The sequence below is a fragment of the Streptomyces sp. NPDC092952 genome, from assembly GCF_044754785.1.
Taxonomy (GTDB): Bacteria; Actinomycetota; Actinomycetes; order Streptomycetales; family Streptomycetaceae; genus Streptomyces.
This window is the reverse complement of sequence record NZ_JBIVPT010000018.1, coordinates 33,232-52,786: the sequence shown is the minus strand read 5'-3', so window position 1 is coordinate 52,786 and position 19,555 is coordinate 33,232. Positions and strand designations below refer to the sequence as shown.

Genomic DNA, 19,555 nt, shown 5'->3' with positions numbered 1-19,555 from the left:
GACGCACCCCGTGCCGCGTCCGCCGGGATCCGTACCTCCCCTGTCAAGGTGGGGGCGTGAAGGCCATCCGCCGGTTCACCGTGCGCCCCGTCCTGCCCGAACCCCTCCGACCGCTCAGCGAGCTCGCCCGCAACCTGCGCTGGTCCTGGCACGCCGGGACCAGAGAGCTGTTCCGGGCCGTGGCCCCGGAGGCCGGGGAGGACGACCCGGCGCGGGAGTGCGACCCGGTCCGGCTGCTCGGCGCCGTCACCGCCGGACGGCTCGACGAGCTGGCCCGGGACGAACCGTTCCTGCACCGGCTCGCCGGGGCCGCCCAGGACCTCCGGGACTACCTGGAGCGGCCCCGCTGGTACCAGGAACAGCTGGCGAGCGGCGCCGAACTCCCCGCCGCCGTCGCCTACTTCTCGCCCGAGTTCGGGGTGACCGCCGCACTGCCCCAGTACTCCGGCGGGCTCGGCATCCTCGCCGGGGACCACCTCAAGGCCGCCAGCGACCTCGGCGTCCCGCTCATCGGCGTCGGCCTGCTCTACCGGCACGGCTACTTCCGCCAGAGCCTGTCGCGCGACGGCTGGCAGCAGGAGCACTACCCGGTCCTCGACCCGAACGAGCTGCCGCTCGCCCTGCTGCGGGAGCGCGACGGCACCCCGAGCCGGGTGGTGCTGGACCTGCCCGGCGGCCGTTCGCTGCACGCCCGGATCTGGCAGGCCCGGGTCGGCCGGGTCCCGCTGCTGATGCTCGACTCCGGTGTGGAGGAGAACGCGCCGGGCGAACGCGAGGTCACCGACCGGCTGTACGGCGGCGGCGGCGAGCACCGGCTCCTCCAGGAGATGCTCCTCGGCATCGGCGGCGTCCGCGCGGTACGGGCGTACTGCCGCCTCACCGGCCATCCGGCGCCCGAGGTCTTCCACACCAACGAGGGCCACGCCGGCTTCCTCGGGCTCGAACGCGTCCGGGAACTCGCCGGCACCGGCCTCGGCCTCGACGCCGCGACGGAGACCGTGCGGGCCGGCACCGTCTTCACCACCCACACCCCGGTGCCCGCCGGCATCGACCGCTTCGAACGCGACCTCGTCGCCCGGTACTTCGGCGACGACGGCGAACTCCCCGGCGTCCCCGCCGAACGCGTCCTGGAGCTGGGCACCGAGACCTGGCCCGGCGGCGACCCGGGCGTCTTCAACATGGCGGTGATGGGACTGCGGCTCGCCCAGCGGGCCAACGGCGTCTCCACCCTCCACGGCGCGGTCGGCCGCCGCATGTTCGCCGGGCTGTGGCCGGGCTTCGACGCCGACGAGGTGCCCATCACCTCCGTCACCAACGGGGTGCACGCACCCACCTGGGTGGCGCCCGAGGTCTTCGAGCTCCGCGGCCGCCACGGCGCCGCCCCCGGCCGCTGGGACACCGCCGCCGAGATCCCCGACCGGGAGCTGTGGGAGCTGCGCCGCTCGCTGCGCGCCCGGCTCGTCACCGAGGTCCGTGCCCGGCTGCGCGCCTCCTGGCTGGACCGGGGCGCCGCCCCCGCCGAACTCGGCTGGATCGACGGGGTGCTCGACCCGGACGTCCTGACGATCGGCTTCGCCCGCCGCGTCCCCTCGTACAAGCGGCTGACGCTGATGCTCCGCGACCGGGAACGGCTGACCGCGCTGCTGCTCCACCCGGACCGCCCGGTCCAGATCGTCGTCGCGGGCAAGGCGCACCCGGCCGACGACGGCGGGAAGCGGCTGGTCCAGGAGCTGGTCCGGTTCTCCGACGACCCCCGGGTGCGCCACCGGGTGGTCTTCCTGCCGGACTACGGCATGGCCATGGCCCAGCGGCTCTACCCGGGCTGCGACGTGTGGCTGAACAACCCGCTGCGCCCGCTGGAGGCGTGCGGCACCAGCGGGATGAAGGCCGCGCTCAACGGCTGCCTCAACCTGTCGGTGCGCGACGGCTGGTGGGACGAGTGGTACGAGCCGGACTTCGGCTGGGCGATCCCCACCGCCGACGGGCCGGTCCTGGACGAGGAGCGCCGCGACGACCTGGAGGCGGCCGCGCTCTACGAACTGATCGAGGACCGCGTCGCGCCGCGCTTCTACGACCGGGGCGGGGAGGGGCTGCCGGAGCGCTGGATCGAGATGGTCCGCCGCACCCTCGGCGTGCTCGGGCCGAAGGTGCTGGCCGGGCGGATGGTGGGGGAGTACGTGGAGCGGCTGTACGGGCCCGCGGCGCGCGCCGGACGCGCCCTGGACGCCGGGACGGCCGGCCGCCTGGCGGAGTGGAAGGCGAGGGTCCGCGCCGCCTGGCCGCAGGTGGCCGTCGACCATGTGGAGGCCGAGCCGTCCACCGCGGCGGACGGCTCCGCCGAGCTGGGCGCCACCCTGACGCTGCGGGTCCGGGCCGCCCTCGGGGAGCTGGACCCGGGCGACGTGGAGGTGCAGGCGGTGGCGGGCCGGGTGGACACGGCGGACGGCATCTCCGGTGCCCAGGTCTTCCCGCTGAAACCGGCCGGCGGCCAGGACCTGGAGGGCCGCTGGCTGTACGAGGGGCCGCTCGCCCTGGACCGGACCGGCCCGTACGGCTACACGGTGCGGGTGCTCCCGGCCCATCCGCTGCTGGCGTCCGGGGCGGAGCTGGGCCTGGTGGCGCTGCCCCCGGAGAAGGCGGCCGGGGAGGGCGACGGGGCGGCCGGCGGGCCCATGCGCTGACGGGCCGGAACGCGGAACCGCCCGGCGGGAGCGTGGACTCCCGCCGGGCGGTGGTCACCGGTGCCTGACCGGTGCGGGCTCAGAAGGTGAGCTTGAAACCGTTGATCTTGCCGCTGTCGCCCGTGTACATGTCCTGGACCTTGAGCTTCCAGGTGCCGTTGGCGACCTGCGCCGAGGCGTCGACGGTGTACGTCTCCTTGACGTCGGCCGAGGAGTCGCTGACCGCGGCGCTCTTCAGCCGGTACGAGGTGCCGTTCGGGCCGACCAGGTCGATGTTCAGGTCACCGCGCCAGCTGTGGGTGATGTCCACCGTGACCTTGAGGGCGCTCGGCGCGTTGCCGGTGACACCGGTGACGTTGACCGAGCTGGTGACGGCCGCACCGTGGTCCGGGATGGCGACCGAGGTGGTGCTCTCGAAGACCGTACCCGGGTTCGGGTTGCCGCCGCCGTCACGGGTGCCGACGTTCACGGCCGCCCAGGCGTCGCCCACCGCCTTGTACTCGGCGCTGGTGGCGCCGTACAGGTCGGCGGCCGCCGCGAGCGTGCCGGTGCGGGCCGCCGCGTAGTTGGTGGTGGAGGTGAACTTGGTGGTGAGCGCCTTGAACCAGATCTTCTCGGCCTTGGCCAGGGAGATGCCGGTCACCGGCAGGCCGTCGGAGGTCGGGGAGTTGTAGGAGACCCCGTTGACGACCTTCGCGCCGCTGCCCTCGGCGAGCAGGTAGAAGAAGTGGTTGGCGATGCCCGAGGAGTAGTGGACGTCGACGTTGCCGACACCCGAGTACCAGGAGTCCTTGGACGCGCCGTCCTTGCTCGGCTTGTCCATGTAACGCAGCGGCGAGCCGTCACCGTTGATGTCGATCTTCTCGCCGATGAGGTAGTCGCCCGGGTCGGCGCTGGTGTTCGAGTAGAACTCGACCGCGCTCGCGAAGATGTCGCTGGTGGCCTCGTTGAGGCCGCCGGACTCGCCGCTGTAGACCAGGTTGGCGGTGGACGCGGTGACACCGTGCGACATCTCGTGCGCCGCGACGTCCAGGGCGGTCAGCGGGTGGGTGTTGCCCGAGCCGTCGCCGTACGTCATGCAGAAGCAGCTGTCCTGCCAGAACGCGTTGACGTAGTTGTTGCCGTAGTGGACGCGGGAGTACGCGCCGACGCCGTCGCCCCGGATGCCGGTGCGGCCCTGGACGTTCTTGTAGTAGTCCCAGGTCTCGGCGGCGCCGTAGTGGGCGTCCGCGCCCGCCGTCTCGGCGTTCGTCGGGGTGCCGTCGCCCCACGTGTCCGTGGAGTTGGTGAACAGCGTCCCGGTGCCGGACGTACCGTGGTTGAGGTTGTACGTCTTGTGGTTGCCGCGGCCGGTGTCGGTCAGCGTGTACGACGGGGCGGTGCCCAGGGTCACCTTGCCGCTGTACTCGGTGTTGCCGACGCCCTTCTCGACGCCCTGCCACTCGAACAGCTTCGCCCCGGTGGCCGCGTCGGTGATGACGTGGAGCTCGTTGGGGGTGCCGTCGTCCTGGAGGCCGCCGACGACGGTCTCGTAGGCGAGCTGCGGCGTGCCCTGCGCCATCCAGACGACCTTGCGGGGCGCCTGGCTGGCCTCGGTCTTCTTCGACCCGTCGGCCTTGGCGAGGCCCAGGGCCTGGCTCTCGGCCTTGGCGGGCGCGATGTCCGCCTTCAGGTCCACGGCCTTCAGCTGCGTGCTGGTCACGCGGGACGCCTTGGTGACGTCCAGCGTCGTGCCGGCCTTGCTCTCCTTGACGACCATGTCGCCGCCGAGCACCGGCAGGCCCGCGAAGGTGCGCTCGTAACGCGTGTGCGTGGTGCCGTCGTTGTCCTGGATGACGTCCTTGACGACGAGCTTCTCCTGGGCGCCGAGGCCGAGGTCCTGGGCCGTGGCCGCCTTGGTCGCGTCGGCCTCGCGGATCAGCTCGGCGCGCTGGGAGGGCGAGAGCTGCTTGGGCAGGGCCCCGGTCCGGGCTCCCGCCGTCGCCTGCGCCGCGGCGGTGCCGGTGGGGGTGGCGGTGGCGGTGCCGGTCTGGACGCCGACGGCGAGGAGGGCTGCTGCGGCGATCAGAGCGCCGGTCGCGGTGGCACGACGGCTGTGCGTGGATCTCACGCGGACTCCTTCTGCGAGGGGGGTACCGGCGGCTCAGACGAGCCGTCCGGGGTGAGCGAGAAGTGCGCAGAACGGGGTGAAGGTTGTCAGCCGAGGGCCGTTCCTGTCAGGAGCGCGTCAACAACTTGGCCGGAACTCGTTCGTTGCCGGAAAGGTCATGTTCGTTAAGCGGACGTTTCACGGATCATCACCGGGGCGGCGCGGGTCTCACGTACGGGCCGGGTCCGGTGGTGGGAGCCGCGGTGGGCTCGCGGGCGTCGCATTCGAACAGGGGTCACGGGAAGGGGAGTTCGGGGCTGGCCGAGATGGGCTACGGATGTGGCTGAATTCCCACCGTCCGCTCTGCGGTGTACGTCCCACACCCGCGTCCCCGGCACACGGCGACGGCCGGCGCCGCCCCTCGGCGGGGGCGACGCCGGCCGCGGCCGGGCGGGGGAGGCGTCAGACGGTGAGCACCATCCGGAAGCGGGCGGTGCCGGAGAGCATCTTGCGGTACGCCTCCTCGGCCCCGTCCAGCGGAACCGTCTCGGTCATCGGGCGGATGCCGTGCAGGGCGCTGAACGCCAGGGTGTCCTGCACGTCCTGCGCGGTGCCGGAGGGGTGGCCCCGGACGATCCGGCCGGACATCAGCAGCTGGTTCGGGCTGATCCCCAGCGGCTCCGCGTCCGCCCCGATCACCACCAGCTCGCCGCGCGGGGCCAGCCCGTCCACGGTCGCCGTGATCGCCTCGGAACTGGCGGCGGTGGCCAGGACGACCCGGGCCCCGCCCAGGGACTGGAGCGCGTCCGCCACGGCGATGTCCGCCGTGCTGTCGACGTAGTGGTGCGCGCCCAGCTCCCGCGCGAAACCGGCCTTCGCACCGCCGCGCGCGATCGCCACCGTCTCGAAGCCCATCGCCGCCGCGTACTGCACCCCCAGATGGCCCAGACCGCCGATCCCGAGCACCGCGACCAGGTCCCCGGGCCGGGCGGCACTGCGCCGCAGCCCGTTGTACGTGGTCACCCCGGCGCAGGCCATCGGCGCCGCGTCGGCCGCCGTCAGCGCGTCCGGAATCCGGGCCAGGGCGTCCGCCGGAACGGTCACGCTCTGCGCGTACCCCCCGTCGTACGCCCACCCGGGCACCTTCAGGTTCACGCACACCACGAAGTCGCCCCGGCGGCACGGGACGCAGTGCCCGCAGCTCCCGCCGAACCAGCCCACCGCCACCCGGTCGCCCACCTGCCAGGCGTCCTCCGTGCCCGCGCCCAGCTCCGCGATCCGCCCGGCGATCTCGTGCCCCGGCACCACCGGGAACCGCACCCCCGGAACCAGGTCCTCCACGAACAGGGTGTCGCTGTGGCAGACCCCGCAGGCCTCCACCGCCACCCGGACCTGCCCCGGGCCGGGCTCGGACACCACCCGCTCGACGACTTCGAGGGGACCGCCGGCGGCGGCCGCCTGCGCGACTCGGTACACACGGGGAACGCTGCTCATCCGACCCTCCGGGGGCATCTGCGAACGGGCCCCCCTGGGACGGGTCGTCGAACCGCCCGGCCCCAGTAGACCAGCTCGGGGCCGTGCGGGCGCGCGTGACGCACGGAGCGTCCGGCGGATCGGGGCCCGGGTCAGCCCGAGGGCGACGGACCGCCCCCGCCGTGCCAGGTACGCCAGAGCGCCGCGTACGCCCCACCGGCCGCCACGAGCTCGTCGTGGGTACCCAGTTCGGTGATCCGGCCGTCCTCCATCACGGCCACCCGGTCCGCGTCGTGCGCCGTCTGGAGCCGGTGCGCCACCGCGACGACGGTCCGGCCCGCCAGCACCGCGGCCAGCGCCCGCTCCGCGTGCCGGGCCGTCCCCGGGTCCAGCAGCGCCGTCGCCTCGTCGAGGACCAGCGTGCGCGGATCGGCCAGCACCACCCGCGCCAGGGCGAGCTGCTGGGCCCGCGCGCCGTCCGGCCGGTGCGCCCCGGGGCCCAGGTCGGTGTCGAGCCCGTCCGGCAGCCACTCGGCCCCGTCGTCGATGCCCACCGCGGCCAGCGCGGCGCGCAGTTCGGCGTCACCGGCGTCCGGCGCGGCGATCCTCAGGTTGTCCCGGAGCGTCCCGAGGAAGACGTGCTGCTCCTGGGTGACCAGGACGACCTGGCGGCGCAGCCGTTCGGCGTCCAGCCCGGCGACCGGCACCCGCCCCACCGTCACGGACCCGGTCCGGGGCGCGTCCAGCCCGGCCAGCAGCCGGCCCAGCGTCGTCTTGCCCGCCCCGGAGGGACCCACGACCGCGAGCCGCTCCCCGGGACGGACCATCAGATCGACCCCGCGCAGCACGTCGCCCCCGTCCTCGTACGCGTACGACACGCCCCGCACCTCGATCCGGCCGTCGGCCGGTACGGAGGCCGGTTCGGGGACGGGGACCGGGACGGGGGAGGCGGGCGGCGGCACGTGCGCCGTGGAGCCCACGCCCTCGACCCGGGCGAAGGAGGCCCCGCTGCTCTGGAGCTGCTCCAGCCGCTGGAGGACCGTGTCCAGCGGCTGGGAGAGCTGCCGCAGATACAGAGCCGAGGCCACCACCGCGCCGATGCTCACCGCACCCCGCGCGTGCAGCACCCCGCCGAGCAGCAGCACCCCGGCCACCGGCACCACGTACGAGACGTCGATCGCCGGGAAGAGCACACTGCGCAGGAACAACGTCCGCGTCCTGGTCCGCAGGCACTCCTCGGCCGCCGCCCCGCAGGCCGCGATCCGCCGCTCCTGGAGCCCGAGCGCCTCGACGGTACGGGCGCCCCGCGCCGTGTCCGCGAGCTGCTGGGCGAGCGCCGAGTTGGCGCGGCCCTCGGCGAGGTACGCGGCCGGTGCCCGGCGCAGGTACCAGCGCGCGGCGAACCAGATCCCGGTCAGCCCCAGCACCCCGCAGACCCCGAGCAGCGGATCGAGCGCGACGACCGCGCCGAGGATGAACAGCGCCTGCACCGAGGAGATCAGCACCTCCGGACCGGCGTCCCGCAGGGTGGCACCGACCAGGGCGACATCGGTGGTGCCCCGGGTCAGCAGATCGCCCGTACCGGCCCGCTCCGCCACCCGGGCGGGCAGCGCCAGTGTCCGGTCGGTGAACTCCTCGCGGATGCGCGCCAGGGCCCGTTCGCCGAAGCGGTGCCCCACCAAGCCGGCCCAGCGGACCAGCAGGAGCTGCGCCACGGCGAAGCCGAGGAGGGCGAGCGCCAGCCGGTCCACCGCGGCCGCCCCGCCACCGGCCACGACCTCGTCGATGATCCGCCCGAGCAGCCACGGGCCGACCAGACCGGCCCCGGCGGCCAGCGCGTTGAGCCCGATCACGGCGGCGAAGACCCGGCCGTCCAGCCGGACCAGCCGCAGCGCCGCCCGGAACGTGCGGGACGGCCCGGCGACGGGCAGCCCCCGGGGGCCCCGTTCGGCTCCGCCGCTCATCGCGCCTCCTCCCCGTACGTCGCGAGGGACGGCCCGCCGACCGGGTCGTCGTCCGTGCCCCGGGACACCAGGCGCCGGTAGCCGGGCTCCCGTTCCAGCAGCTCGTGGTGGCTCCCGGTGGCCGCTACCCGGCCCTCGACCAGGTAGTGCACGGTGTCCGCCCGGTCCAGTACGAGCGGCGAGGTGCTGGTGACGAGCGTGGTGCGGCCCGCCCGCGCGGCCCGCAGCCGGTCCGCCATGGCCGCCTCGGTGTGCGCGTCCACCGCCGAGGTGGGCTCCACCGCCAGCAGCACCTCCGGATCGGCCAGCAGCGCCCGCGCCAGCCGGATCCGCTGGCGCTGGCCCCCGGAGAGGTTGCCGCCCCGCGCGTCCACCCGGGCGTCCAGCCCGTCCGGCAGCCCGCGCACGATGTCCTGCGCCACGGCCGCGTACAGGGCCCGCTCCATGGCCTCCGCGTCCCGGTCCCGGGCACCGCCGAGCACCTCGTGGAGCGGCCCGGCGAACAGCTCGGCGTCGTTGTCCGCGACCAGGATCCGGCTCCGCACCCACGCCGGATCGACCTCGTCCAGCCGTACGTCCCCCCAGGTCGCCGCCGAACCGGTGAACCGCCCCAGCCGCTCGACCACCGCCGCGGACCGGTCCGGCCGGGCACCGGCCAGCGCGGTCAGCCGCCCCGGCACCACCTCCACCCCGGACTCCGGATCACGCAGCACGGCGGGCCCGGCGGGCGCGTCCGCCCAGGCCCCGTTCCCGTCCCCGCTCCCCGCGCCGGGCTCCAGGGAGAGGAACCTGATGACGCGGCGGGCGGCGACCAGCCCCCGGCTCAGGTCGTAACCGCCCTCGATGAAGAACTCGACCGGCACCACCAGCACCGCCGCGTACCCGTACACCGCGACCAACTCGCCGACACTGATGGACCCTTCGGCCGCCATCCGGGCCGCCAGCCAGGTCACCGCCCCGAGGAACAGGGTCGGCAGGCCAACCCCGAGCGCCCGTATCCAACTGGTCACCGCACCGACCCGGTACCCCTCCTCGCGCAGCTCCCGCGAGGAACGCCGGAAGCGCTCGGCGTACACCTCCTTGCCGCCGATGCCGTTGAGCACCCGCAGCCCCCCGACCATGTCCTCGAACCGGCCCGCGAGCAGCCCCTGCCGCTCCCGGTACGCCGCCTCGACCCCCTGCAACCGCCCCAGCAACGGCCCCACCAGCACCATCAGCAACGGCACCCCGACCAGCACCACCGCGGCGAGCAGCGGATCGACCGCCAGCAGCAGCCCGGCCACCACGACGAAGGCGAGCACCGCGCCCACCCCGGGGCCGGTGATGGTCAGCGTGCTCGCGATCACGGCCACGTCACCGAACCCGATGGTGACGACCTCCCCGGCGGTGACCTTGCGCGGCAGCTCGTCACCCAGCCGGGTCGCCTGTACGACGACGGCCCGCACCGAACGGAGAACGGCGTCCAGCCGCACCCGGGTCATCGTGCGGTGCCGCATGATCGCCAGCCAGGCGTTCAGCACCCCCACCCCCAGCAGCGCCGCGACCCACCCGCCCAGCGCGGGCCAACTCCCCGGCCGCAGGCCGTCGTCGATCGCGCGGGAGAGCAGATAGGGCGGCAGCGTCAGACAGACCATCCACGCACTGCCCAGCACCGCCCCGGCCACGACCCGGCGACGCTGGCAGACGATCAGCCACCACAGATACCGAAGGGGCCCCCGGAGATCGGGCGGCCGTAATCCCCGCTCGCCCCGCTCCCCGTGCTGCTCTGGCCGCTCTCGCATCGGAGCCCCTCCCCCTGGAGTCGGTCGAGCACGCCCGTGGAAGCGCGCTCCGTGGAGCGTACCGAGAGGGTGTACGTGCAGTCGGCGTCGGGGACCACGACGAGCAGTGGGGAACCGTCCTTGAGGAGTTCGTGGGCGGCGCGCTGGCTGCGCCGGTCCTCGTACCAGGCGCGGAGATCGGCGAGGTGCCCGCAGTCCGCGTCGAGGTCGAGCCGGTCCGCGATCCACAGCGCCTGCGCGCCGAGCCACCGCAACGCGAGCACGGAGGAGACGGTCCGGAAGGTGCCCAGCACATGCCGCACGGGCTCGTCACTCCCGTACACCAGCCCCTCGGCCAGCGCCTCGCACCAGTAGCCGTCGGGCGCCACCTGCACGCCCCCCTCGTACGCGCCACCACCCCGCGCCACCCCTTCCGGCCCCGTCGCCCCCACCGGCCGCGCGGCCCCGGGCGCCACCTCCCACTCCGTCCCCCCACAGGGCGGCCGCAACAGCCAGTACGGCCCGGCCGTTCCCCGGAACTCGCCCACCCGGTCGCGCCGGCTGGTGTCCACCAACGGCGTCCCGAGCGACGGGGGTTGCGGGGACTGCTGCTCGTTCGAGGGGTCGTTCTGCACGGACATGGGACCACTCCTCTCCGTAACTGTTCCGCTACCAAGTGAGGTCAGGGTGGTCTAGAGTCGAGGACGCTTCAACTTGCGCCGTTTGAGCGGAGAGATGGGACGCCTGGATGGTGAATCGCAAGGATCTGGACCCCGACAAGTCACCCGCGGCCCGCTTCGGGCAGCGGCTGCGCCAGTTACGTGACGAGCGGGGCTGGACGCAGGAGGAGCTGGCGGTCCGCATGGGATGTTCCGGAACGCATATCTCCGCCGTGGAAACTGGACGGCGACCCCCAACTCCCCGCTTCACAGCAAGTGCTGACAGGGCGTTCGGGACAGGGGATCTGCTCGAACGGCAGGGCCGGGCCGTCTGGAACACGGCGATACTCGAAGGCTTCCCGGAGTTCGTGACGTACGAGGTGTGCGCGGCGGAGATCAGGCTGTTCGAACTCGGCATCATCCCCGGTCTGCTCCAGACGCCCGACTACGCGGCAGCGATCACCACTGGTGCCGTGCGGCGCGGGGCGATCACGGAGCACCAGGCGGAGGAGCGGCTGCTGCTCCTGGAAAGGCGGCAGGAGTCCCTGCGGAGGAATCCGCCGCCGCTGGTCTACGTCGTCCTCGATGAGAGCTGCATCAGGCGGCCTGTGGGCGGTCCCGGGGTCATGGCGGAGCAGTTGGACCGGCTTCTCGCGTTCGCGGAGCTGCCGACGACCGTTGTTCAGGTGGCTCCGTTCGACCTGGGGGAACGCAGGGCGTTCGACCTGCCGGTGACGTTGGTGACGCTGCCGGACAGGACTCAGCTGTCTTATGCAGAGTCCGCGCAACAGGGGCGCCTGGAGCGCGATATGAGGTTCGTGCAGCCGCTGATGACGGCCTACCATCAGATGCAAGCGGAGTCGCTGTCCCAGGCAGCTTCCGTGGCCGTGATTGAGCAGGCACGAAAGGGCACCCCGTGACCACCGAATCCCCCCGCTGGTTCAAGTCCTCCCACAGCAGCAACGGCGGCCAGTGCGTCGAGGTCGCTGCCAATCTGATCGCCCCGCGTGGTGTGGTCCCCGTCCGCGACTCGAAGAACCCGAGCGGTCCGGTGCTGAGCGTTCCCGCTTCGTCGTTCGCCTCGTTCGTGGCGGGCGTGAAGACGGGCGAGTTCGGCGCCGTCTGACCCGACAAGTTCAGCGCACCTGAACCGAGAGGCCCTCATCGCGCGGTGGTCGCCGCATGGTGGGGGCTTCGGCCGTTGTGGGCTGGCGCGAGTTTGCCGCCTTCGCCTGCGGGCATCTGGCACCCGAAACGGCCGCCATGTTCATGGAAAGGGCACCTCGTGACGACGGATTCTCCGCGCTGGTACAAGTCTTCCTACAGCGGTAACGGCGGCCAGTGTGTCGAGGTCGCCGCCCACCACATCGCATCCCGGGGCACGGTCCCCGTCCGCGACTCGAAGAACCCGAGCGGTCCGATGCTGAACGTTTCCGCCGCGTCGTTCGCCTCGTTCGTGGCGGGCGTGAAGAGCGGCGAGTTCGGCACCGTCTGACCCCGCAGGTCACCCTGCGGGGGCGTTCGTTCTCCGCCGCTTCCAGGCCCACAGAGCGTTGGCGCGGTGATCGGGATCGAAGCGATTGAGCGGATCGAGCCGGTCGATGGCGTCGGCGGTGCGGGGGTCGTCGCGCAGGGCGAGGCCGTAGGCGGCTTCCAGGCGGGTGATGTCGTCGTCCTCGTCGAGCAGCGTCCACAGGGCGTCGGCGACGGCGGGGCTCCGGTCCGGGGAGACGGCCAGTACGGCCGCCGCCGTCCCGCGCAGCGCGGCGTCCGGGTCCCCGGCCAGGATCAGGAGCGCCGGGACGATCCGGGGGAGGAGGTCCAGATCCGCGTTGCCCACCTGGCACGCGTTCATCCGCACCATGGCGTCCGGGTCGCGGACGAGGGCGGCCAGTGCGGTCCTGGCCGCGTCGGTGAGAGGAGCGCCGTCGCCGCAGAGCGCTGCGGGGACCTCGCGGCGTACGCGGGGGTCGGGATGGTCGGCGTAGCGGAGCCCGGTCGCCTCCAGGCCGGGGTGCTCGTACTGGTTGAAGGCGTCGAGCACATGCGCGAGCACCTCGCTGTCGGTCTCCTCGGCCGCCCAGACGGCCAGCAGTTCGCCCGCCTCCGCCAGGTAGGACGGGGCGTCGTCGGTCACTCCCCGCATCCACAGATAGCGGGCGACGGCGCGGCGGTGCGCGGGGTCGGGGTGGTGGCGGTGGGCCGTCACGGCCGACCAGGTCTCGGGACTGCGGCGCTGGCAGAGGACCCAGCAGACCGCCCACCAGGTCACCTGGTCCTCGTCCGGTTGCCCCACGGCGCGGGCGATCAGTTCGTCCACCGGGGTGAGGACGCGGAAGGCCCACTCCAGCGTCGTCAGGATCGCGCCGTGCCCGGACCGTGCGACGAGGCCGCCCAAGGAGACCTGGCCGACCGTTTCCCAGGCGTGCGCGCCGTCCTGGACCGTGACCGCCACGGCGGGGCCCGGCGCACCGGTCCGGTGCCGCAACTCTTCGGCGGCGCCCGCCTCGTACCAACGTCGGGCCAGGGCGAGCAGCGCCTCGCGCGCGTCCTGCGGCAGCCGTAGCCGGGGCTCGTCGCCCAGCACTGCGGCGAAGACCGCCGGGGAGCCGCCGTCGACGGCACGCCACAGCGGGGTGGTCCCGTCGGGAAGCTTCCGGTCGGGGTCCGCGCCGCCCTGCACCAACGCCTCGGCCACCGGGGCGTCGTAGGCGGCCACGGCCCGGCACAGCAGTGGCAGCCCGTCCGGGCCCGCCGCGTCGGGACGCGCCCCCTTGTCCAGCAGTGCCTGCACGGCCCCGGCATCCCCGGCCCGTACCGCCGTCACGAGACGGTCGTCCAGCGTTGCCCCGTCCATGCTTTCCCCCCGCCCTCCCCGGGCGCCGATGCCGGCAAGCCCGGTGCCCGACCGTCCCGAACGCGGCGGAACGACAACCTGGCGGGTGACCGGTACGGCCAGTCGGGTGACTGATTCACTCGTGCGTGTTCCGAGGGTGCGCCACCTGGCTGAGCTGGGCAGCTTCCGGCCGGAGCGGGTCGCGACCCGGCGGCCCGACGATCACCTCTCGGGAGACTCTATGCGTATTCGGACGGCACTCGCCGCTCTCACCCTCGCTACGGCCGGCCTGATCGGTGCGGCAGGCGCCGCCTGCGCCCAGGACGGGCCCGACGCGAACTGGGGCCAGGGCCAGTTCATCGTCAACCAGACCGGTGCGGGCGTCGAGAGCGCCCAGTCGTCCGTGGCACCGGACGGTGTCAGCCACGCCGGCTTCTGGATCTGGTCGGACGAGAGCGGCGTCTCCGGTTCGTTCAACGGATCCGGCGCCACCTGGAACAACGACTAGACCTCCATACCCCGCACGACCCACGACACACACCGCATGACACCGGCGCTTCCGTTCGGCTCCAGGGCCGGGCGGAAGCGCTTCGTCGTCCCGCCCCCACGACGACCGCCCGACCACTCCCCAACCCCCCGCCCAACCACTCGACTTGGGAGAGTCACGACCATGGCGCCGACCGAACCACTGCCCACCACCATCGACGGTGTCATCGCCCGCATGGAGCGGATCGACACCGAACTCGACCCCCGCGACGGGGTGGCCTGCTTCAACCACATGTATCTGAAGGTCACCAAGCTGGTGAAGGAGAACATCACCGCCGGCACCTTCGGCGACAGCGCGTTCCTGGAGAGGATGGACGTCATCTTCGCGGGCCTCTACCTGCGCAACGTCGATGCCGACCGGGCGGGGCGGCCGGTCGACACGGCCTGGGCCCCGCTGTTCGCCGCCCGGGACAACCGGATCATCTGGCCCCTCCAGTTCGCGCTGGCCGGGATGAACGCCCACATCAACCACGACCTCCCCGTCGCCGTCGTCGACACCTGCGCCGAGCGCCGCACCACCCCCGACACCCCACCGGTCCACCACGACTACGAGAAGGTGAACGATCTCCTCGCCTCCGTCGAGGCCGAGGTCCGCGCCGAGTACGAGCCGAAGATCGTCAAACTGACAACCCGGGACGCGGAGGCGCTCAAGCACGCCATCAGCGCCTTCTCCATCTCCGAGGCCCGCGAGGTCGCCTGGCGGACCGCCGAGGAGTTCTGGGTGGAGAAGCACGGCCTCGACCCGCTGGCCTACCGCGTCCACGAAGCTGCCGTGGCGCGCACCGTCGCGGGCGTGAGCCAGGGCATCCTCCTGCCCGTCGTCCCCATGCCGGCGGACTGACCGTCGGCGCCCCGGGCCGTCGCCGACCCCCGGGGCGCCGACACACTCATCGGGCCGCGTTCCGTGCGGCGACGAGTATCTCCCGCGAGGCCGTCGTCGGCTCCAACAGCATCGCCGCTATCTCGTCCCCGTCGTGCTGGACCCGCAGCCGTGGGCCGTCGGTGGTCACGCGCAGCTCGGGCCAGGGGTGGCGCCACAGCAGTACGGATCGTTCCCACATCTGCAGCCCGAGGCTCGTCACCACCAGTTGGTACTGGGGGCCCTCGTGGAGGGACGGCGGGGTGTGCTCGGTGTAGGGCGGCCGGACCGTATAGGTACCGGTCACCGTCTCGCCCGGCTCCAGGGCCGCACTGCGAACGCCCTCACGCCGGCCGATCCGCGCCCCGGTCCAGCAGGCGGGCCAGGCGGCCGCCACGGCCATGGAGGCCACGGCCCACCACGGCAACGACGCCTTGAGCGTCCCGCCGACGACGACCAGCTCCACGGAGACCAGGGTCGCGACGGCTCCGGCCCGCGCCCGATGGCGAAGGCGCCCGTTGTCGTTCGTACCAGCCATGTTCCTGCCTCTGTCAGTCGGTGATCCCGCGTCGTCCTCCCCCGTTCCCCGTTCCGGCGCGGCGCGGCGCGGGCACGGCACGGGCTACGGCGACCACGGTGCCCAGGGCAGGGCCTCGCGCCAGCCGGGGCGCCCGGCCGCCCAGTCCTGGACCACCCTGGCCACCGGCTCCACCGAGAAGGGGCCCTGGTCGCGGGGGACCGTCGCCTGGAAGTGCCGGTCGGGCCCGCCCTCGCGGTACTCCACCTGGTGGCTCAGGTCGTCGTTGAGATACACCTGGATGTAGTGCTGGCCGGCCGGCTCCGCGTCGAGCCGGTCCACGACGAGGAACCGCCAGGTGAGGCTCATGTCGGCCAGGAGGTCGTGCAGGGCGTCCTCGGACGGGTCGTCCCAGGTCTTCCCGGTCGCCTCGACCGCCCGGATCATCGGTGAACTCATGGCCGTGACTGTAACGTCCGCCTCCGACAACACCGTTGCCGCGATCAGCCGTACTCAGCCGTGCATCGCCACGCGGTACAGGGCCACGAGCGCGTCGTCGACGGGGTGGGGCTGCGGCCGGCCGGAGGCGTCGAGCCGGTTCCACCGCTGCAGGTTCACCGCGACGGACATCCGCCGCCTGCCGTCGGCGCGGGTCATGGAGAGCGTTCCGCCGCCCCAGACCGTGCCGCCGTGGCCCCAGAAGGTGTCCCGGCCGGGCTCCGTCGTCGGGTGCAGTCCGAGGCCGTATTCGATGAGTTTCCCCTCCTGGGAGACGACCGGGACGGTCCGCCGCATCTGCGCCAGGGACGACGGAGCGACGATCTCCCCGGCCAGCAGCGCGCCGAAGAAGCGGTTGAGGTCCGTGACGGTCGAGACCAGTGAGGCGGAGGGGCCCACCCACGACATGTCGTAGACGCTGTAGTCGCGGGGCGGGTCGATCATCCCGAACCACGCCTCGTAGAGCCGCGCGTGCGGTCCGTCGACCTCCGGTCCGGAGGGGAAGCCGGTGTCGCGGAGCCCGGCGCGCTCGATGACGTCCCGGGTGATGCACTGCTCGGCCGTGGTGCCGGTCACCCGCTCCAGGAGTTGGGCGAGGAGCAGGTAGTTGGTGTTGGAGTACACCCCCGGCGTGCTGCCCGGGGCCCCGGTGGCGGGCGCGGCGACGCCCATTCCGGTCAGGTCGACGGGGTCGAACCGGGTCAGCCGGTGGTCGTCCAGGCTCTCCGGCCGGGTCTCCGCGACAACGGGCCACGCCTTCAGTGAGGGATAGGCGTACGGAAGGTACTCGGCGAGGCCGCTGGTGTGGTTGAGCAGCATCCGGACCGTGATCGCCCCACCCCGCTCCCCGGGCACCAGCTCCGGAAGATATCGGCCGACCGGTGCGTCCAGGCCGATCCGGCCGCGCTCGGCCTGCCGCAGGACCGCGGCGGCGGTGAAGGTCTTGGTGACGCTGCCGACGCGGTGCCGCAGTCCGGCGGTGACGGGGCGGCCGGTCGCGGCATCGGCGACCCCGGCGGCGCCGCGCCAGACCTCCTCGCCGTCCCGCACCTCGGCGAAGACTCCCGGCACTCCGGCGCGGTGGACGTTCTCGACGGCCGCGTCCAGGGCCGCACGATCCAGTGGGTTGCTCACGTCGTACGTCACGTCATGCGTCCTCTCGTGATTCCCGGGGCCCCCCGCGACGCGGTCACCCGCCCCGGACAGCGGGGAACGAGCGGCGTGCCGGCCCGTCCGGCATGCCCATGCCCTCATTATGCACGCGGTGCGTGCAACGGTGCGTGCATGGATTAGGGTGAGGTACGGCTGGGGTTCGGCGGGAGGAGCGGGATGGCGGGTCGAAGGCGTTGGTCGACCGAGGAGATCCTCGACGCGGCGGCGGAACTGCTGCGCACGGGCGACGCGGAGTCGTTCAGTGTGCGCAGGCTGGCCGCGGCCCTCGGGACCGATTCCTCCAGCCTCTACCGGCACTTCCGCAGCAAGACCGAGCTGCTGCGTGCGGTCGCCGACCGGATTCTCCTGGCCGCGATGGACGGCTACCGCCCCGAGGGCGACTGGAAGCGGCGCATCATGTCCCTGGCCCTGCACGTGCGGGAGGCCTTCGGGCGGCAGCCCCAGCTCGCCGCGGTCTGGGGGCGGTACGCGTCCAGCGGCACCGGGTCGAGGCTGGTCATGGAAGAGGTGTTGCAGGCGCTGCGAGAGTCGGGGCTGCCCGACGAGGAGATCCCGGTGCGCTACCACCGGATCGCGGTCCTCATCGCCGCGCTGATCGCTTCCGAGGCCGGGGCCGGTGCCGTCTCCCCCGGGGAGCGGGAACAGGGCATGGAGCTGTTCCGGGTGGCGGTTCTCGGCGCCGACCCCGAACGCTTCCCGGCCCTGGCCCACTTCGCGCGCGATGTCCGCCCCCTCGGGGTGGAGCGCCGCGAGGCGTTCGAGGAGATCCTCGCCGCCCAGCTCGCCCACATCGAGGCGGCGGTCTGAAGTCGGGCCCTACGGGCGTGTGCCGAGCATGTCGAGGTAGTGCCGGTTGTACATCACGCCCAGGACGTTCCCGAAGGGGTCGGTCACGGAGGCGGTGACGAAGCCGGGGCCGCGCTCCATGAGCGGTTCGTACTCCTTCGCCCCCAGGGACAGCAGGCGTTCCAGCGTCGCGGGCACGTCGTCGACGTGCCAGTACACGATCGCGCCGCCCGGACCGGCCTCCGCGCCGGCGGGTGCGTAACGGCTGTCGATCAGCCCCAGCTCGTGCTGGTGGTCGCCGATCCGGAACTCGGCGTACCCGGGGCGCTCGAAGTACGGCTCCACGCCCAGCAGTTCCGTGTACCACTCCTTCGCCGCCGGCAGATCCGTGGTCCAGAAGCTGACGGTGGTGAGTCCTCGCAGCACGATGCCCCCTTGTCGCCCGCCGGGGTCCCGTACCCCGGCCGGTGGCATGACCATAGGACGCCATCAGGTCGGATTCCGTCCTATTGAACGGCGGTCCTCAAGGGGAGAGGAGGGGGTGGCATGATCCGGACATGAGTCTCACCGCGCGGCAGCTCGCCCTGGCCATGCTGGACCGTCAACTCCTCCTCGAACGGCGGGACATGGACGTGGCGGAGGCCGTCCGCCGGGTCTGCGCCCTCCAGGCGCAGACCCCGGCGTCGCCGTACCTGGCGCTGTGGAACCGGATACGGGACTTCGCGCCCGAGGACCTCGACGCGGCGTTCGCCGAGGGACGGATCGTGAAGGCGACCCTGATGCGGATCACCCTGCACGCCGTCCACGCCGAGGACTACGCCCCCTACCGGGCCGCCATGCTCGGCACACTGCGTGCGGCGCGGCTCCACGACCGCCGCTTCACCACCACCGGGCTGACCCCCGACGACGCCGACGCGCTGCTCCCGGAACTCGCCGGGTTCCTGGAGCGACCCCGTACCGGGGCCGAGGTGGAGGACGAGGTCACCGGGCGGCACGGCGAGCACGCGCACCGCGTCTGGTGGGCGCTGCGCACCTTCGCGCCGGTGCACCACGCGCCGACCGGCGGCCCGTGGTCGTTCACGCACCGCAACGCCTACCGCGCCGCCCCGGCGGACCCCGCGGTCACCCCGGAGGAGGCCGACGAGGGGGTCCGGCGCCTGCTCCTGGCCCACCTGCGCGCGTTCGGGCCCGCCTCGGCCCAGGACTTCGCCCGGTTCACCCTGCTGACCAGCGCCGCGACGACCCGGGCGCTGAAGACGCTCGACGGCCGGGTGGTACGGGTGGCGGGCCCCGGCCGGACCGCGCTGTACGACCTGGCCGACGCCACCGTGCCCGACGAGGACACCCCGGCGCCGCCGAGGCTGCTGCCGATGTGGGACAGCACGCTGCTGGCCCATACCGTCCCCGGGCGGCTCATGCCCCCGGAGTACCGTCCGCTGGTCGTCCGGCGCAACGGCGACGTGCTGCCCTGCCTGCTCGTCGACGGGCAGGTCGCCGGGGTGTGGCGCACGGTCGACGGCGGACTGGAGCTGACCGCCTTCCGTGCCCTCGGCAGGGCCGCGTGGCGGGGCCTCACCGAGGAGGCGGAGAGACTCTCGGCGCTGCTCGCCGACCGCGATCCGGCCGTCTACCGCCGCTACGGACACTGGTGGGACAAGGGGATCCCCGGCGCCGAGCGGGTCGTCGTCACGGGCTGATCCCGCCCGCCGCGCCC

At 73.2% G+C, this 19,555-nt stretch carries 17 protein-coding genes and 1 pseudogene; 8 read left to right on the top strand and 10 right to left on the bottom strand.

Annotated features, from left to right (window positions below; genetic code table 11):
• Positions 1–56: 56 nt before the first annotated feature.
• Positions 57–2,681 carry an alpha-glucan family phosphorylase gene (gene glgP, locus ACIQGQ_RS30505; protein WP_402401751.1) on the top strand — a complete coding sequence of 875 codons (2,625 nt, stop codon included), beginning with the start codon at positions 57–59 and terminating at the stop codon, positions 2,679–2,681.
• 79 nt (positions 2,682–2,760) lie between these two features.
• Here the strand turns inward: glgP and ACIQGQ_RS30500 are convergent, their stop codons facing one another.
• The 5 genes and pseudogenes from ACIQGQ_RS30500 to ACIQGQ_RS30480 all read right to left on the bottom strand — a co-directional run.
• Entirely contained in the window at positions 2,761–4,791 is a 2,031-nt protein-coding gene (locus ACIQGQ_RS30500; RefSeq protein WP_402401748.1) for a M4 family metallopeptidase, read from the bottom strand.
• 441 nt (positions 4,792–5,232) lie between these two features.
• Positions 5,233–6,264, bottom strand: coding sequence for an alcohol dehydrogenase catalytic domain-containing protein (locus tag ACIQGQ_RS30495; protein ID WP_402401746.1), 1,032 nt, complete (start codon positions 6,262–6,264; stop codon positions 5,233–5,235).
• A 131-nt stretch (positions 6,265–6,395) separates the two neighbouring features.
• Positions 6,396–8,207 carry an ABC transporter ATP-binding protein gene (locus tag ACIQGQ_RS30490; protein ID WP_402401743.1) on the bottom strand — a complete coding sequence of 604 codons (1,812 nt, stop codon included), beginning with the start codon at positions 8,205–8,207 and terminating at the stop codon, positions 6,396–6,398.
• Positions 8,204–9,988, bottom strand: coding sequence for an ABC transporter ATP-binding protein (locus ACIQGQ_RS30485; RefSeq protein ID WP_402401740.1), 1,785 nt, complete (start codon positions 9,986–9,988; stop codon positions 8,204–8,206). Before ACIQGQ_RS30485 ends, ACIQGQ_RS30490 begins: the two co-directional genes overlap by 4 nt.
• A gap of 431 nt (positions 9,989–10,419) precedes the next feature.
• Positions 10,420–10,608: pseudogene (locus ACIQGQ_RS30480) on the bottom strand (hypothetical protein); the annotation flags it as partial.
• Positions 10,609–10,715: 107 nt separating this feature from the next.
• Here ACIQGQ_RS30480 and ACIQGQ_RS30475 point away from each other — a divergent pair.
• The 3 genes from ACIQGQ_RS30475 to ACIQGQ_RS30465 all read left to right on the top strand — a co-directional run bounded on the left by ACIQGQ_RS30475 (position 10,716) and on the right by ACIQGQ_RS30465 (position 12,121).
• Positions 10,716–11,546: a helix-turn-helix domain-containing protein gene (locus ACIQGQ_RS30475; protein WP_402401738.1), complete on the top strand. Its 831-nt coding sequence runs from the start codon at positions 10,716–10,718 to the stop codon at positions 11,544–11,546.
• Complete coding sequence (locus tag ACIQGQ_RS30470; protein ID WP_402401735.1) at positions 11,543–11,752, top strand: DUF397 domain-containing protein; 210 nt, start codon at positions 11,543–11,545, stop codon at positions 11,750–11,752. The genes ACIQGQ_RS30475 and ACIQGQ_RS30470 overlap by 4 nt, the downstream gene beginning before the upstream one ends.
• Before the next feature lie 159 nt (positions 11,753–11,911).
• Complete coding sequence (locus ACIQGQ_RS30465) at positions 11,912–12,121, top strand: DUF397 domain-containing protein (protein ID WP_402401732.1); 210 nt, start codon at positions 11,912–11,914, stop codon at positions 12,119–12,121.
• Positions 12,122–12,130: 9 nt separating this feature from the next.
• Here ACIQGQ_RS30465 and ACIQGQ_RS30460 read toward each other — a convergent pair whose 3' ends face one another.
• Positions 12,131–13,483: a HEAT repeat domain-containing protein gene (locus ACIQGQ_RS30460; RefSeq protein WP_402401730.1), complete on the bottom strand. Its 1,353-nt coding sequence runs from the start codon at positions 13,481–13,483 to the stop codon at positions 12,131–12,133.
• Positions 13,484–13,703: 220 nt separating this feature from the next.
• Between ACIQGQ_RS30460 and ACIQGQ_RS30455 the strand changes: the two genes are divergently transcribed.
• Entirely contained in the window at positions 13,704–13,970 is a 267-nt protein-coding gene (locus ACIQGQ_RS30455) for a hypothetical protein (protein ID WP_366297351.1), read from the top strand.
• Positions 13,971–14,132: 162 nt separating this feature from the next.
• Entirely contained in the window at positions 14,133–14,849 is a 717-nt protein-coding gene (locus ACIQGQ_RS30450) for a DUF5995 family protein (protein ID WP_402401726.1), read from the top strand.
• A gap of 46 nt (positions 14,850–14,895) precedes the next feature.
• On the opposite strand, the gene ACIQGQ_RS30445 is transcribed toward ACIQGQ_RS30450, so the two are convergent.
• The 3 genes from ACIQGQ_RS30445 to ACIQGQ_RS30435 form a co-directional block, all read right to left on the bottom strand.
• Entirely contained in the window at positions 14,896–15,405 is a 510-nt protein-coding gene (locus tag ACIQGQ_RS30445) for a hypothetical protein (RefSeq protein ID WP_402401723.1), read from the bottom strand.
• A gap of 84 nt (positions 15,406–15,489) precedes the next feature.
• Positions 15,490–15,843, bottom strand: a complete 354-nt coding sequence (locus ACIQGQ_RS30440) for a hypothetical protein (protein ID WP_402401720.1) — start codon at positions 15,841–15,843, stop codon at positions 15,490–15,492.
• Positions 15,844–15,897: 54 nt separating this feature from the next.
• Complete coding sequence (locus tag ACIQGQ_RS30435; protein ID WP_402401910.1) at positions 15,898–17,016, bottom strand: serine hydrolase domain-containing protein; 1,119 nt, start codon at positions 17,014–17,016, stop codon at positions 15,898–15,900.
• A 195-nt stretch (positions 17,017–17,211) separates the two neighbouring features.
• On the opposite strand from ACIQGQ_RS30435, the gene ACIQGQ_RS30430 reads away from it, so the two are divergent.
• Positions 17,212–17,862: a TetR/AcrR family transcriptional regulator gene (locus tag ACIQGQ_RS30430; protein WP_402401717.1), complete on the top strand. Its 651-nt coding sequence runs from the start codon at positions 17,212–17,214 to the stop codon at positions 17,860–17,862.
• Positions 17,863–17,871: 9 nt separating this feature from the next.
• Here the strand turns inward: ACIQGQ_RS30430 and ACIQGQ_RS30425 are convergent, their stop codons facing one another.
• On the bottom strand, positions 17,872–18,267 hold the full coding sequence (locus ACIQGQ_RS30425; RefSeq protein ID WP_402401714.1) for a VOC family protein: 396 nt from the start codon (positions 18,265–18,267) through the stop codon (positions 17,872–17,874).
• A gap of 131 nt (positions 18,268–18,398) precedes the next feature.
• On the opposite strand from ACIQGQ_RS30425, the gene ACIQGQ_RS30420 reads away from it, so the two are divergent.
• The gene (locus tag ACIQGQ_RS30420; protein ID WP_402401711.1) at positions 18,399–19,538 is read left to right on the top strand and encodes a winged helix DNA-binding domain-containing protein; all 1,140 of its coding nucleotides are present in this window, start codon (positions 18,399–18,401) and stop codon (positions 19,536–19,538) included.
• The last annotated feature ends 17 nt before the right edge of the window (positions 19,539–19,555 follow it).

What these genes read in the sequence shown, in the direction of transcription:
- ACIQGQ_RS30475 (WP_402401738.1), top strand. Translation starts at nt 10,716, where the DNA reads ATGGTGAATCGCAAGGATCTGGACCCCGACAAGTCACCCGCGGCCCGC.
- ACIQGQ_RS30445 (WP_402401723.1), bottom strand. Translation starts at nt 15,405, where the DNA reads ATGGCTGGTACGAACGACAACGGGCGCCTTCGCCATCGGGCGCGGGCC.
- ACIQGQ_RS30430 (WP_402401717.1), top strand. Translation starts at nt 17,212, where the DNA reads ATGGCGGGTCGAAGGCGTTGGTCGACCGAGGAGATCCTCGACGCGGCG.
- ACIQGQ_RS30460 (WP_402401730.1), bottom strand. Translation starts at nt 13,483, where the DNA reads ATGGACGGGGCAACGCTGGACGACCGTCTCGTGACGGCGGTACGGGCC.
- ACIQGQ_RS30490 (WP_402401743.1), bottom strand. Translation starts at nt 8,207, where the DNA reads ATGAGCGGCGGAGCCGAACGGGGCCCCCGGGGGCTGCCCGTCGCCGGG.
- ACIQGQ_RS30420 (WP_402401711.1), top strand. Translation starts at nt 18,399, where the DNA reads ATGAGTCTCACCGCGCGGCAGCTCGCCCTGGCCATGCTGGACCGTCAA.
- ACIQGQ_RS30485 (WP_402401740.1), bottom strand. Translation starts at nt 9,988, where the DNA reads ATGCGAGAGCGGCCAGAGCAGCACGGGGAGCGGGGCGAGCGGGGATTA.
- ACIQGQ_RS30495 (WP_402401746.1), bottom strand. Translation starts at nt 6,264, where the DNA reads ATGAGCAGCGTTCCCCGTGTGTACCGAGTCGCGCAGGCGGCCGCCGCC.
- ACIQGQ_RS30440 (WP_402401720.1), bottom strand. Translation starts at nt 15,843, where the DNA reads ATGAGTTCACCGATGATCCGGGCGGTCGAGGCGACCGGGAAGACCTGG.
- ACIQGQ_RS30450 (WP_402401726.1), top strand. Translation starts at nt 14,133, where the DNA reads ATGGCGCCGACCGAACCACTGCCCACCACCATCGACGGTGTCATCGCC.
- ACIQGQ_RS30455 (WP_366297351.1), top strand. Translation starts at nt 13,704, where the DNA reads ATGCGTATTCGGACGGCACTCGCCGCTCTCACCCTCGCTACGGCCGGC.